Below are 12,059 nucleotides of genomic sequence, written 5' to 3'. Positions count from 1 at the left end.
GTGGGTGGTCGCACGTCGACGACGCGCCGGCTGCCGCGCACACCTCGGGGGGCCCATGGCGGACGTGTCGCCGACCGGACCGACCACGTCGGGCGGGATGGTGGAGCTGCGGGTGCACGGCGTCTCCGGCGCGGGGGCGGACCAGGTGCTGGGCCGGCCGTACGTGCACCAGGTCGCCGGGGACCGCAGTGGCGGGTTCTACCGACCGCGCCCCGGTTACCCGGACTCGACCGGGACGGACGGGGTGACGCTCGAGGCGTACCGGTGGAGCGACCTGCCCTCCGGCACGGCCGTGCGGACGCTGTCGCTGGTGTTCCTGTTGCCGTTCATGCTCTGCAACGTGGCGCTGTGGATGCGCCCGGCGAGCCCCGCTTCGAAGCTCGGCTTCATGGCGCTGTGCCGGGTGCTCGCCCTCACCCTCACCATGCTCTATGTGCTCTCCATCGTCGGGGCGGCGTTGGACCTGGTCGCCTGGCGCTGCATGGACACCCCGTCGTGCCTGGCCGGGCGGAGTTGGCTGTCCTGGCTCGGTGAACGCCCGCCGGGGCTGCGCCTGGGTGTGCTGTCGTTGGTGCCGGTCGCCGCCATCGGGCTGGTCTGGTGGTTGGGCGCCCGACCGGGCCACTCGTTCGACGCGTTCCGGAGCCCGTCGACCCCGACCTCGAAACACCAGCTCAGCGCGGTCGGCCAGTGGGACGGCGAGCCGCTGGTGGGTCGGTTGCGCTCGGTCCACGTCGCGGCGGCGTTCGCCACCCTTGACGGCAGCCTGCTGGCCGCCCGGGCCAGCCAGCACCGCTCCTGGGTGATGGTGATCCTGCTGGCGGCCACCGGCGGGCTGCTGCTGGCCTGCCTGGTCCTGCTCACCGTGGTGCCGAGCATCGACCGCACCGACCCGGCACCCCGGGTGGACGCCCTCTTCCGCGGGCTGCGCACGATCGCCTGCGGTGTGACGATGCTGGTGATCGTGCACATCGTCATCAGCCCGGCCCCGTGGCCACACGGCGTCGCGCTGCCCGGCTACGGGGCGATCGTGGCCTGGCTGTTCGTCAGCCAGATGATGCTGATCACCGCCCTGGCCGCGCTGGTGCTCCGGCGGCGGGGCGGCGGGCAGCACGGGGCGCCGCTGCGCGCGTTGGGTGCGCCGGTCTTCGTCACGATCGCCGCCGGCCTCGCCGTGGCGTTCTCCGCCGAGCTGGTCTACCGGGTGGCGGACCTGCTCGATCGCGAGGGGACGACCGCGGACGGCCTGGAGACCAGCCCGCCCCTGGCGTACAAGTGGGCGATCTTCGGGTTCTTTCTGGCGGTGCTGAGCGCCCTGCTGGTGGCGGCGGTGATGACCAGGCTGACCCGGCGCGGGCGGCGGCGGGCCGCGCGGGCGATCGTGGCCGCCGACTTCCCGCTCGCGCCCCCGTCGGCGGCGGACCGGCTGCGCCGGGTCGAACAGGCGATCGCCCGCGCCCGGTTCACCGAGCGGTTGGAACCGCTCTCCGTGGTGTACGCCGGGCTGGCGGCGCTCGGCCTGTCGACAAGCGTGCTCGGTCTGCTCCAGCTCCCGCCTGGCGAACTGGCGCAGCGCTACGTCGGAGTGCCCGAGAGCATGGTCAACTTCCTGATCGGGTCGGGCAGCTACGCGATCGCCGCGATCCTGCTCGGCCTGGTGGTGGGAGGCATCTTCGCGTACCGGACCGCGCAGTTCCGCAGGTACGTGGGTGTGCTCTGGGACCTGGGCACGTTCTGGCCCCGGGCGGCGCACCCGTTCGCGCCGCCCTGCTACGCCGAGCGGGCCGTGCCGGAGTTGGCCAAGCGGATCTCCTACCTGGTGGAACAGGGGCAGGGCGTGCTGCTGGCCGGGCACAGCCACGGCTCGGTGCTGCTCGCCGCCACGGTGCTGCAACTGCCCACCCGGATCACCGACCGGGTCGCCCTGCTGACCTACGGCTCGCCTCTGGGTCGGTTGTACTCGCGGCTGTTCCCGGCCTACGCCGACGAGCCGGCGCTGCGCGAGATCGGCGAGCGGGTCGGCTGGCGCTGGATCAACCTGTGGCGCGACACCGACCCGATCGGCGGTTGGATCTTCGCCGCCCACCGGCCCGGAAAGGCCGAAACGCTCACCGGGCCGGCGGCGATGGTGGACCGCCGACTTGTCGACCCGGAGGATGTGGTGCCGGCGCCCAGCGACAGCGTCCCCCCACCGATCCTGGGACACTGGCCGTGTGAGTCGCAGGACGAGTTCGCGGCGGCGGTACGGGAGTTGACCGGGCAGCTGCGCCGAGGGCGACCCGCGGCCGACGGAGCCGGGCGGGCCGGCTGAGGCGGCGGCCGGATATCGTCGCGGGGTGAGCCCGTCCAAGCAGCCCGAACGCCGGTTGATCGCGTCGAACAAGAAGGCCCGCCACGAGTACACGGTGCTGCGGACGTACGAGGCGGGCATCGTGCTGGTCGGCACCGAGGTGAAGTCGCTGCGCGAGGGGCGGGCCTCGCTGGTGGACGCGTTCGCGCACGAACGCGACGGTGAGATCGTGCTGTACGGCCTGCACATCGCCGAGTACGCCTACGGCACGTGGACCAACCACGCCCCGCGTCGCAACCGCAAGCTGCTGCTGCACCGGGCCGAGATCGACCGGATCCTGGACAAGGTCCGCGAGGGCGGGGTGACTCTGGTCCCGCTGTCGATGTACTTCGAGAACGGCTACGCCAAGGTCGAGTTGGCCCTGGCCAAGGGCAAGCGCTCCTACGACAAGCGGCAGACGCTTGCCGAGCGGGACGCCAACCGGGAGATCGCCCGCGAGCTGGGTCGGCACCTCAAGGGCCATCCCCGCCGACCCTGACCTGCTGTCATTCCCAAATTCCCCGGGCGGGTCGTGGCGCGCCACGCCCGCTGATCGTTGACGTCCGTCCGATGACGTGGTCTGCTCGGTCGACGCCGTTAATGAAAACGGTAATCATTAGCTGAAGCGGAGGAGAACCATGTCACTCACCGTCCCGCCCGCCCTGCTCGACGCCGCCGAACGCGGCCCCGTCGACGACGAGGCCTTCATCGCCTGCGTCCGCGACTCACTCCCGTACGCCTGGGCCACCGTCAGCCGGGTGGTGGCCGAACTGGCGGCCGGCGACGCCGACCTGGCCGACAACGTCGTCGCGCCGCCCACCGACGCCGATCGGGGACAGTTGCTGCGCGCGCTGGCGAGCGACGCGATCCGCGCCGGCCTGGAACGGCACTTCGGCGTACGCCTGGCCTTCCAGAACTGCCACCGCGTCGCCGCGTTCCGCCCGTCGGCTGTCGACGGGGAGCGCTACCGCCGCTTCGTGTCGACTCGTGGCCAACTGCTCAACCAGTCCCCCGAACTCCGCAACTGCTGAGCGGTCGTCGGGGCGGGCGGAGCCGCCACGGCCCGCCCGCCCCGCGCCCTCGCGCCCTGCGCCCCGCGCTCGGCTGGGCGCGGGGCTCGCCTCGGATGGTCACGCTCGATCCGGGAAGTAGTGGCCTCACCGACATCCCGATGCCACTACTTCCTGGATCGAGCACGATCTTGCGCCGTGACCGGGGTCGATGGCCGCAACTGCCGGCATCGACGTCCTGTCGACGTGGGTGGATGCGGCCCGAATGGGCCTTTTGGGCTCGCAGGTGCGGGCGTTAGGGTGGGCCGGTGACGACGTACCGGATCGGAGAGGCCGCCGACCTGCTCGGCGTCAGCGCCGACACCATCCGCCGCTGGGTGGACGCCGGGCGACTCGCCGCCGGGCGCGACGAGCACGGTCATCGGATCATCGACGGCGTCGACCTGGCGGCTTTCGCCCGCGCCCAGGCCGCCGACCCGGACGCGGGCGCCGAGCTCTCCTCAGCCCGTAACCGGCTGCGCGGCATCGTTGTCGAAGTCCGCAAGGACGCCGTCATGGCCCAGGTCGACATCCAGGCCGGCCCGTTCCGGGTCGTGTCGCTGATGAGCCGGGAGGCGGTCGACGAGTTGGATCTGCGGGTCGGGTCGGTGGCCGTCGCGGTGATCAAGTCGACGACCGTGGTGGTGGAGCGGGCCGCGCCCGGTCCGGCCCGGGGACGGGCGACCTGATGAGCGCGCGGGCGGTGCGCACGGCGGTTGCCGCACTCGTGGCGGCGGTGGCTGTCGCCGGCTGCGGGGCTGGCGGTGACCAGTCGTCCGGTGGGGCCGACGACGGTCGGGTCACCGGCACGGTGACGGTCTTCGCAGCCGCCTCGCTCACCGAGTCGTTCACCCGCATCGGCAAGGACTTCGAGGCCGCGCACCCGGGCAGCACCGTGACCCTCAACTTCGCCGGCAGCTCCGCGCTGGCCAACCAGATCAACCAGGGTGCCCCGGCGGACGTGTTCGCCTCGGCCTCCCCGACGAACATGACAACTGTCACCAAGGCCGGCGCCGCCGACGGCGCACCGAGCGTCTTCGCCCGCAACCAGTTGGTGATCGCGGTGCCCCGGGGCAACCCGGCAGCTGTGACCGGGCTGGCCGACCTGAGCCGGCCCGGCGTGAAGGTGGCGCTCTGCGCCAACCAGGTTCCCTGCGGGGCGGCCGCCCGCACCGCCCTGGACGCGGCCGGCGTCACGCTGACCCCGGTCACCCTGGAGCAGGACGTCAAGGGCGCGCTCGCCAAGGTGAAGCTCGGCGAGGTCGACGCCGCCCTGGTCTACCGCACCGACGCGCGGGCCGCGAGCGCCGACGTGACAGGCGTCGAGTTTCCCGAGTCGGCGCGGGCGATCAACGACTACCCGATCGTGGCGTTGCGGGACGCGCCCAATCCGGACGGCGCGCGGGCTTTCGTCGCGTACGTCACCTCGACGCCGGCGCGGGCCATCCTCGCCGAGGCGGGTTTCCAGGCGCCATGAGCGCCGTCCTCGAACACGCCACCTCGCGACGGCGCGGGCGGGTGCCGGTGGCGCTGGTGATCCCCGCCGGGCTGGGGCTGCTCTTCCTCGTCCTGCCACTCGTCGGTCTGGTCGTCCGGGCACCCTGGGCGACCCTGCCGCAGCGGCTCACCGCGCCGGGGGCGCTCACCGCGCTGCGACTGTCGGTGCAGACCGCGACCCTGGCCACAGTGCTCTGCCTGCTGCTCGGGGTGCCGCTGGCCTGGGTGCTGGCCCGGGTCGAGTTCCCCGGCCGCCGACTGGTCCGCGCGTTGGTCACCGTGCCACTGGTGCTGCCCCCGGTGGTCGGCGGGGTGGCGCTGTTGCTCGTCTTCGGGCGACGAGGGCTGCTCGGCGGTTGGCTGGACGCCACGTTCGGCGTCACCCTGCCCTTCACCACCACTGGCGTCGTGGTGGCCGAGTCGTTCGTCGCCATGCCGTTCCTGGTCATCGCCGTGGAGGGGGCGCTGCGCGCCGCGGACCACCGTTACGAGGAGGCCGCCGCCACGCTCGGCGCCGGGCGGTGGACCACCTTCACCCACGTCACGTTGCCGCTCGTGGCCCCCGGGCTGGCCGCCGGGGCGGTGCTCTGCTGGGCGCGGGCACTTGGCGAGTTCGGGGCGACAATCACCTTCGCCGGCAACTATCCCGGTCGCACCCAGACCATGCCGCTCGCCGTCTACCTGGCCCTGGAGACCGACCTGGAGTCCGCGATCGTGCTCAGCCTGGTGCTGCTCGTCGTGTCGGTGGGCATTCTGGTGGCCCTGCGGGAGCGCTGGATGACGAGCGCATGAGGTCCGCGCTGCTCGACGCCCGGCTCGTCGTCGACCGGGGTGCCTTCCGACTGGACGTCCCGCTGCGGGTGGCACCCGGCGAGGTGGTCGCGCTGCTCGGGCCGAACGGTGCCGGCAAGACCACCGCGTTGCGCGCACTGGCCGGGCTGCAGTCCCTCACGGCGGGGCACGTCACGCTCGACGGCGTCGACCTGGACCGGCCGGCGGAGCGGGGCTGGGTGCCCACCGAACGCCGACCGATCGGTGTGGTCTTCCAGGACTATCTGCTCTTTCCGCACCTCAGCGCCCTGGACAACGTGGCCTTCGGGCCGCGCCGGCACGGGGTGGACCGGCGGGCCGCCCGCGCCACCGCCCGGGACTGGCTGGGCCGGGTGGGGCTCGCCGCGCACGCGCACCGCCGCCCCCGGCAGCTCTCCGGCGGTCAGGCCCAGCGGGTGGCGCTGGCCCGCGCGCTGGCCGTGTCGCCGGCACTGTTGCTGCTTGACGAGCCGCTCGCCGCGCTGGACGCCCGCACCCGGCTGGACACCCGCGCGGAGCTGCACCGGCACCTGTCCGGGCACCCCGGCGCGACGGTGCTTGTCACCCACGACCCGCTGGACGCCCTGGCGTTGGCCGACCGGCTGGTCATCGTCGAGGGTGGCCGGGTGGTGCAGGAGGGCGACGGGCCGAGTGTCACCGCTCGTCCGCGCACCGACTACGTGGCCCGCCTGGTCGGGCTGAACCTCTACCGGGGCTCCGCCGAGGGGCACGGGGTACGCGTCGCGCCCGAGCTGACCCTCACCGTCGCCGACCGGTTGGACGGCGAGGCGTTCGTGGCGTTCCGCCCGGCGGCGGTGGCCCTGCACCCGTCCCGGCCGGAGGGCAGCCCGCGCAACACCTGGGCGGGCACGGTGGCCGGCGTCCAGCGGCACGGCGACAACCTGCGGGTGCAACTGGACGGCCCGATCGGGGTGGCCGCCGACGTCACGCCGGCCGCCGCCGCCCAACTGCGGCTGATCCCCGGGCAACGGGTCTGGGCGGCGGTCAAGGCGACCGACACGCACGCGTACCCGGCGGTCGGGTGACCGCCGGGCCACGGACCCGCCGGCCCGCGCGGGCGGCACAGCCGGCGCGCACGCGGTGAGCCGGCCCGACGCGGTCGGCGGACGAGCGGCCCGTGGATGCGGTCAGCCGGCGAGCAGGTCGTGGTGTGCCGCGCGCAGTCGGGCCAGCGTGGGGTCGCTGCCCGGGACGACCCGGCGATCCAGCTCGGCCCACGCCTCGGCCAGCGCGGTGCGGATCGCGGCCAGCTCGGCGGCGTGCCGTTGGGTGCTGCGGCGGTGCTGCTCGTCGAGCCGGCGCGCCCAGCCAGCGGTGACAGTGGCGAGCCGGTCGGCGTCGGCGCGGGCCTGGGCGCCGCTGCGGGCGGCCACGGCGGGAACGATCGCGGCGACCGGGCGGGGATCACCGTCGCGGGTGACGACGGTGACCGCGTCGGTCAGCTCGGCGAGCGCGACGAGCTGACCGAACCGGGTGCGCGCCTCACGCAGCGGCACGGAACGCGGCGGGTCGGGACGGGGGGTGAGCGCGGGGACGGCCATGGATGGATGGTGCCGCCGGGGTACGACAAAAGCGCCGTCGTCAGTGGACTGTCGGCTGCGAGGTGGCGGGCTGGGCCAGCCACTCGTCGGCGAGGACCGACCAGACCTCCAGGTCGATGCGTCCGCGCGGGCTCGGGTAGAGCTGGCGCAGGGTGCCGTCGTGGCGCAGGCCGAGGCGGCGGGCCAGGGCGATGCTGCGGGCGTTTGCGGCATTGGTCCGCCACTCGACCCGCTTGATGCCGCGCTCGCGGACCGCCCAGTCGACGATCCGGCGGATCGCCGGGGCGACAATGCCCCGTCCCTGTGCCGCCGGCTCCAGCCAGCAGCCGACCTCGCAGATGCCGAGCACGACGTCGAACGACACGAACATGACGCCGCCGACGAGCGTGCCGTGCCACCACAGCCCCCAGATGCCGCCGGTGTCGCTGGCCCACCGGTCGGCGTACCGCTGCAAGACCGCGCGGGCCGACGGCAGGTCGGTGGCGACGAACGACGGCGACACCCAGGGCTGGATGTGCTCCCGGGCCCGGTCCAGGTGGGCGAGGAACTCCTCGGCCCGCCACGGGTTCAGCGGGCGCAGCTCGACCCCCTCGGTCAGCGGCAGGGCGAACACCGGACCTCCACTCGGGTAGGGCGCCAGGGACGGGGAGCAGCCTCGCACAGGCTCGTCGCCGTGGTCCCCGCCGGGCCCCGGCTGTCCGCGCGCTCAGCCGGGCAGGTGGGTACGCAGTGCCGCGAACTGCGCCACTGTCAGGTACGACGGGTTGCCCGCCTGCGGTTGACGGAACACCTCCAGGGCGGCGAGCCGCTCGTCAGCGCGGAGTCGCCGCCGGGGCACCCGGTCCCGTTCGGCGAGGATGGGCAGGTCCAGCGGCACCGACCAGGGCTGCCCCGGCGGGCCTGGCTCGGCCGGCCCGGTGACCCGACCGATCCCCCACAACCCGTAGGGCAGTCGCGTGCGACTGCCGCTGGCCCAGAAGACGACAGGTTGTCCGGCGCCCATCAGCCGCGCCCGGTAGCCGGGGCGTACGCACCAACGTGTCACCTGCGGGTCCCGGGCGAACCGGGTGGTCAGGTCGACCAGGTCGGCGTTGCCCTTGATCAACCAGGCCCCGAGGTCGTCGAGGCGCACCAGCGGCTCGCTCACCCCCACCTTCTGCCCGGTCGACGGCCAGCCCAATCAGATGATCATGTGGGTCCAGTAGGTGAGCCAGAGCACGAACAACGCACCCTGCACCACGGCGAGGCTCGCGGTCAGCCACACGTCGATGCCGCCGTGGCGGGCCCACCGGGCCAACACCAGGGCCACCGGGAACGCGGCGAGCAGGTACCGCAGCAGGCTCCGGTACACCGCCGGGCCCATCGACAGCGGCACCAGCACCATGAGTACGCCGTACACCAGGTAGGCCAGTTCCCGGCGGCGGAACCCGGCGACCAGGACTGCCAACACGGCCACGGCGAAGAGGACCCGGGCGGCGTCGCGGGGCTCCCCGGCCAGCCCGTTCAGCAGCACCGGCAACGGGTTCTGCACCTCGATGCCCCATCCGGTCTGCTGGGCGTGCTGGTAGGCGAACCAGTCCCCGCCGCGCCAGCGGCAGAACGCCATGAAGGTGAACCAGCCGGCGGGCAGCAGCAGCAACGGCCAGCCGGTGCGTAGGTGGCCGAGCAGGGCGCGGGGGCCGAGCCGCCAGTCGTGCTGGCGCAGCAGGACCAGGGCCAGCGGCAGCGCGACGAGCAGGCCGACCGATCGGCTCATCGCCAGGAAGTAGCCCAGCACACCGACCAGCAGCCATTGGCGTCGCTCGGCGTGGTAGAACGCGGCCAACGCGAGACAGACGAAGAGCGACTCGGTCAGCGCCGCCTGGAACAGGAACGCGGTCGGCAGCAACACCAGGTACCTGGTGAACCGGCGGGCCGCGGGCGGGTCGCCGAGCAGCACCTCGGCCAGCCGGTAGCCGTACCAGAGCGCCAGCAGGAACGCGACGTTGCTGATCAACAGCAGGGCCAACGCGTTGTCGCCGCCGAGCAGCGCGCCGACCGGCCGGGCCAGGAACGGGTAGAGCAGCGGAAAGCCGAAGTCCCGCCACGGCCCGGTCAGGGGCAGCTCGCTCAGCCGCAGGTAGAGCAGCCCGTCCCAGGCGAACCAGAAGGAGATCCACCGGTGCCCGGAGATGTCGCGCTGCTGCGCCCACATCAGCGCCTCGTCCGGCGGCGGCGCCCCGGGCACGCCGTCCCACGAGTGCAGGACCAGGAGCCCGAGCAGGGTGAGCAGCAGCTTCGCGCCGAGGAACAGGCCGATCACGTACGGCCAGGGCGGCGGCACCCGGCGGGCCAGCCGCGCTCCGACCCGGCCTGCCGCGGCCACTCGGACGGCCAGCGTCGCCGCGCCGCTCCGCCACCGGTGCATCCGCCCCGCCCCCCGGTTCGCCGGTCCACCCGCCGCACAGGAGTGTGGGCCAACCCGTTGTACGCCGCCAGACGCCACTCCGGAGCGGAAACGATCGTTGACCGGGAGTGACATTCGGCGCAGAACGGGTAGGCGCGGCGCCTCCGACGATGACGCAGGACAGGGAGTGCGGCGGCATGGGCGAGCAGCACGGCACGGTGGTCATCGGCGCGGGACCGGCAGGGCTCACGGCGGCGTACGAACTGCTCCGGCACGGCCGGACGGTGCGGGTCTTCGAGGCCGACGAGGTGGTCGGCGGGATCAGCCGGACCGTGGAACGCGACGGGTGGCGGTTCGACATCGGCGGGCACCGGTTCTTCACGAAGGTGCCCCGGGTGGAGGCGTTCTGGCACGAGATCCTGCCCGACGAGGACTTCCTGACCCGGCCCCGGATGAGCCGGATCTTCTACCGGGGCGCCCTGTTCAACTACCCGCTCAGCGCCGGCAACGCCCTGCGCAACCTGGGGCTGTCGGAGGCGGCCCGCTGCCTCGGCTCGTACGCCCACGCCCGGCTCCGGCCGCCCCGGGACCAGTCGCACTTCGAGGGCTGGGTGTCGGCCCGGTTCGGCTGGCGGCTGTACTCGATCTTCTTCAAGACGTACACCGAGAAGGTCTGGGGGATGCCGGCGGACCGGTTGCAGGCGGACTGGGCCGCGCAGCGGATCAAGAACCTGTCACTGGCCACGGCGATCCGCAACGCGCTGCTGCCCAAGCGGTACCGCACTGACGTGACAAGCCTGATCGAGCAGTTCCAGTACCCGAAGTACGGGCCGGGGATGATGTGGGAGCGCTGCGCGGAGCAGGTGCGCCACCGTGGCGGGCACATCTCCACAGGCAGCTGGGTCACCGCCGTGCACCGCGACCCGGCACGCCGGCGAGCGATAAGCGTGACGGTGAACGGCACTGGCGGGCAACGCACCGAGGCGGCCGACCACGTGATCTCGTCGATGCCGATCTCGGAGCTGGTGTCCGCGCTTCACCCGCCGGCGCCGCCGGAGGTGCTGGCCTGCGCCGCCGACCTGCGCTACCGCGACTTCCTGACGGTCGCGCTGGTGGTGCCGGCGGAGTTCTCGTTCCCGGACAACTGGATCTACGTACACGATCCGGGGGTGCGGGTGGGCCGGATCCAGAACTTCGGCTCCTGGTCGCCGTACCTGGTCAAGGACGGCCGCACCTGCCTGGGCCTGGAGTACTTCGTGTTCGAGGACGACGAGATGTGGCGTACCCCGGATGCCGACCTCGTGACCCTGGCCACCGCGGAGCTGGAGCGGCTGGGGTTGGCGCGGCCCGGCGTGGTGGAGGCCGGCTACGTCGTGCGGATGCCGAAGGCCTACCCGGTGTACGACGAGCGCTACCAGCACAACGTGGACGTGATCCGGGGGTGGCTGGCCGAGGCGGTGCCGAACGTGCACCCGGTGGGGCGCAACGGCATGCACCGCTACAACAACCAGGACCACTCGATGCTCACCGCGATGCTCACCGCCGAGAACATCGCCACCGGCACTACGCATGACGTCTGGACGGTCAACGTCGAGCAGGACTACCACGAGCAGTCCTCCGGCGGCGACCGGCGCGGCACGGGCCGGGACGCGCCGGTGCTGCCCAGCCGGATCGTCGCCACCCCGATCGCCACTCCCGAGGGTGTGCGTGCCGCCGGGACCGCCGAGCGGCCGGCGCAGGTGCCGCTGGGCTGACACCGGCTCCTGGAGCGCGCCACCCACGATAGGTTGTGTGGCAATCTAGATTGCCATACTATCTATGCGTGACTCAGTGGCCCGCCGAATGGCTCAGAGGGGCACTCACTCTCTGCGTGCTCGGCGTGCTGGCCGACGGACCGGAGTACGGCTACGCCATCGCTCAACGACTGGACGATGCCGGGCTCGGCACCGTCAAGGGCGGGACTCTCTATCCGCTGCTCGCTCGGCTGGAGATGGACGGGCTCGTGCGTTCGACGTGGCAGACCGGGGCTGCGGGCCCGGGCCGCAAGTACTTCGCTCTCACCCCAGCAGGTCACCGTGACCTGGCGAACCGCTCCCGGGACTGGGACCGGTTCGTGGACGCGACCAAGCGCACGCTCACGACCTCCCAGGAGACGCCATGATTCATGCTCGTCAGGTGATGGACCCGTGGCGCGACACCCTCATCACCGAACTGCGGCTGCGGGAGGTGCCCGGCAACCGCATCGGTGAGGTGCTGGCCGAGGTGGACGCCTACTGCGCCGACAGCGGCCAGACGCCCACCGAAGAATTCGGCGACCCCATCACCTACGCCCAGTCACTGACAGACGTACACGCCCCGGGCCGACGCCCGGGGGATGCGGTACGCAAGATTCTGCTGCCCACCGCTCAGGCGTTCGCGACACTGAC

At 72.9% G+C, this 12,059-nt stretch carries 13 protein-coding genes; 9 read left to right on the top strand and 4 right to left on the bottom strand.

Features of this window, described 5'->3' with window-relative positions:
- Window positions 1-55 precede the first annotated feature (55 nt).
- The 7 genes from AB0B86_RS01300 (at window position 56) to AB0B86_RS01270 (ending at window position 6,731) form a co-directional block, all read left to right on the top strand.
- On the top strand, window positions 56-2,311 hold the full coding sequence (locus AB0B86_RS01300) for a hypothetical protein (RefSeq protein WP_357409483.1): 2,256 nt from the start codon (window positions 56-58) through the stop codon (window positions 2,309-2,311).
- A gap of 25 nt (window positions 2,312-2,336) precedes the next feature.
- Window positions 2,337-2,828: an SsrA-binding protein SmpB gene (gene smpB, locus AB0B86_RS01295; RefSeq protein ID WP_355028660.1), complete on the top strand. Its 492-nt coding sequence runs from the start codon at window positions 2,337-2,339 to the stop codon at window positions 2,826-2,828.
- Window positions 2,829-2,967: 139 nt separating this feature from the next.
- On the top strand, window positions 2,968-3,360 hold the full coding sequence (locus AB0B86_RS01290; protein WP_357409480.1) for an SCO5389 family protein: 393 nt from the start codon (window positions 2,968-2,970) through the stop codon (window positions 3,358-3,360).
- 287 nt (window positions 3,361-3,647) lie between these two features.
- On the top strand, window positions 3,648-4,067 hold the full coding sequence (locus tag AB0B86_RS01285) for a TOBE domain-containing protein (protein ID WP_357414798.1): 420 nt from the start codon (window positions 3,648-3,650) through the stop codon (window positions 4,065-4,067).
- Window positions 4,067-4,855 (top strand): molybdate ABC transporter substrate-binding protein, encoded by a 789-nt coding sequence (gene modA / locus AB0B86_RS01280; RefSeq protein ID WP_357414797.1) that lies wholly within the window; start codon window positions 4,067-4,069, stop codon window positions 4,853-4,855. Before AB0B86_RS01285 ends, modA begins: the two co-directional genes overlap by 1 nt.
- Complete coding sequence (locus tag AB0B86_RS01275) at window positions 4,852-5,667, top strand: ABC transporter permease (protein WP_357414795.1); 816 nt, start codon at window positions 4,852-4,854, stop codon at window positions 5,665-5,667. The genes modA and AB0B86_RS01275 overlap by 4 nt, the downstream gene beginning before the upstream one ends.
- The gene (locus AB0B86_RS01270; protein ID WP_357409472.1) at window positions 5,664-6,731 is read left to right on the top strand and encodes an ABC transporter ATP-binding protein; all 1,068 of its coding nucleotides are present in this window, start codon (window positions 5,664-5,666) and stop codon (window positions 6,729-6,731) included. The genes AB0B86_RS01275 and AB0B86_RS01270 overlap by 4 nt, the downstream gene beginning before the upstream one ends.
- A gap of 102 nt (window positions 6,732-6,833) precedes the next feature.
- On the opposite strand, the gene AB0B86_RS01265 is transcribed toward AB0B86_RS01270, so the two are convergent.
- The 4 genes from AB0B86_RS01265 to AB0B86_RS01250 form a co-directional block, all read right to left on the bottom strand.
- Window positions 6,834-7,247, bottom strand: a complete 414-nt coding sequence (locus AB0B86_RS01265; RefSeq protein WP_357409470.1) for a type II toxin-antitoxin system Phd/YefM family antitoxin — start codon at window positions 7,245-7,247, stop codon at window positions 6,834-6,836.
- Window positions 7,248-7,287: 40 nt separating this feature from the next.
- Window positions 7,288-7,860, bottom strand: a complete 573-nt coding sequence (locus tag AB0B86_RS01260; protein WP_357409468.1) for a GNAT family protein — start codon at window positions 7,858-7,860, stop codon at window positions 7,288-7,290.
- 93 nt (window positions 7,861-7,953) lie between these two features.
- The gene (locus AB0B86_RS01255; protein ID WP_357409466.1) at window positions 7,954-8,394 is read right to left on the bottom strand and encodes a hypothetical protein; all 441 of its coding nucleotides are present in this window, start codon (window positions 8,392-8,394) and stop codon (window positions 7,954-7,956) included.
- Between the two features lie 33 nt (window positions 8,395-8,427).
- Window positions 8,428-9,654 carry a hypothetical protein gene (locus tag AB0B86_RS01250; protein WP_357409464.1) on the bottom strand — a complete coding sequence of 409 codons (1,227 nt, stop codon included), beginning with the start codon at window positions 9,652-9,654 and terminating at the stop codon, window positions 8,428-8,430.
- Window positions 9,655-9,830: 176 nt separating this feature from the next.
- Here AB0B86_RS01250 and AB0B86_RS01245 point away from each other — a divergent pair, with 176 nt between their 5' ends.
- Window positions 9,831-11,387, top strand: coding sequence for an NAD(P)/FAD-dependent oxidoreductase (locus AB0B86_RS01245; protein ID WP_357409607.1), 1,557 nt, complete (start codon window positions 9,831-9,833; stop codon window positions 11,385-11,387).
- Between the two features lie 68 nt (window positions 11,388-11,455).
- Entirely contained in the window at window positions 11,456-11,794 is a 339-nt protein-coding gene (locus AB0B86_RS01240) for a PadR family transcriptional regulator (protein ID WP_357409462.1), read from the top strand.
- Window positions 11,795-12,059 lie beyond the last annotated feature (265 nt).

Source organism: Micromonospora sp. NPDC049047 (assembly GCF_040649135.1).
In the GTDB taxonomy this organism is placed as follows: Bacteria; Actinomycetota; Actinomycetes; order Mycobacteriales; family Micromonosporaceae; genus Micromonospora.
The sequence above is the reverse complement of the archived record's forward strand: the minus strand, read 5'-3'. Positions and strand labels throughout refer to the sequence as shown.

Coding starts and splice junctions, on each gene's coding strand:
- AB0B86_RS01300 (WP_357409483.1), top strand. CDS start 56: ATGGCGGACGTGTCGCCGACCGGACCGACCACGTCGGGCGGGATGGTG.
- AB0B86_RS01290 (WP_357409480.1), top strand. CDS start 2,968: ATGTCACTCACCGTCCCGCCCGCCCTGCTCGACGCCGCCGAACGCGGC.
- modA (WP_357414797.1), top strand. CDS start 4,067: ATGAGCGCGCGGGCGGTGCGCACGGCGGTTGCCGCACTCGTGGCGGCG.
- AB0B86_RS01275 (WP_357414795.1), top strand. CDS start 4,852: ATGAGCGCCGTCCTCGAACACGCCACCTCGCGACGGCGCGGGCGGGTG.
- AB0B86_RS01270 (WP_357409472.1), top strand. CDS start 5,664: ATGAGGTCCGCGCTGCTCGACGCCCGGCTCGTCGTCGACCGGGGTGCC.
- AB0B86_RS01265 (WP_357409470.1), bottom strand. CDS start 7,247: ATGGCCGTCCCCGCGCTCACCCCCCGTCCCGACCCGCCGCGTTCCGTG.
- AB0B86_RS01250 (WP_357409464.1), bottom strand. CDS start 9,654: ATGCACCGGTGGCGGAGCGGCGCGGCGACGCTGGCCGTCCGAGTGGCC.
- AB0B86_RS01245 (WP_357409607.1), top strand. CDS start 9,831: ATGGGCGAGCAGCACGGCACGGTGGTCATCGGCGCGGGACCGGCAGGG.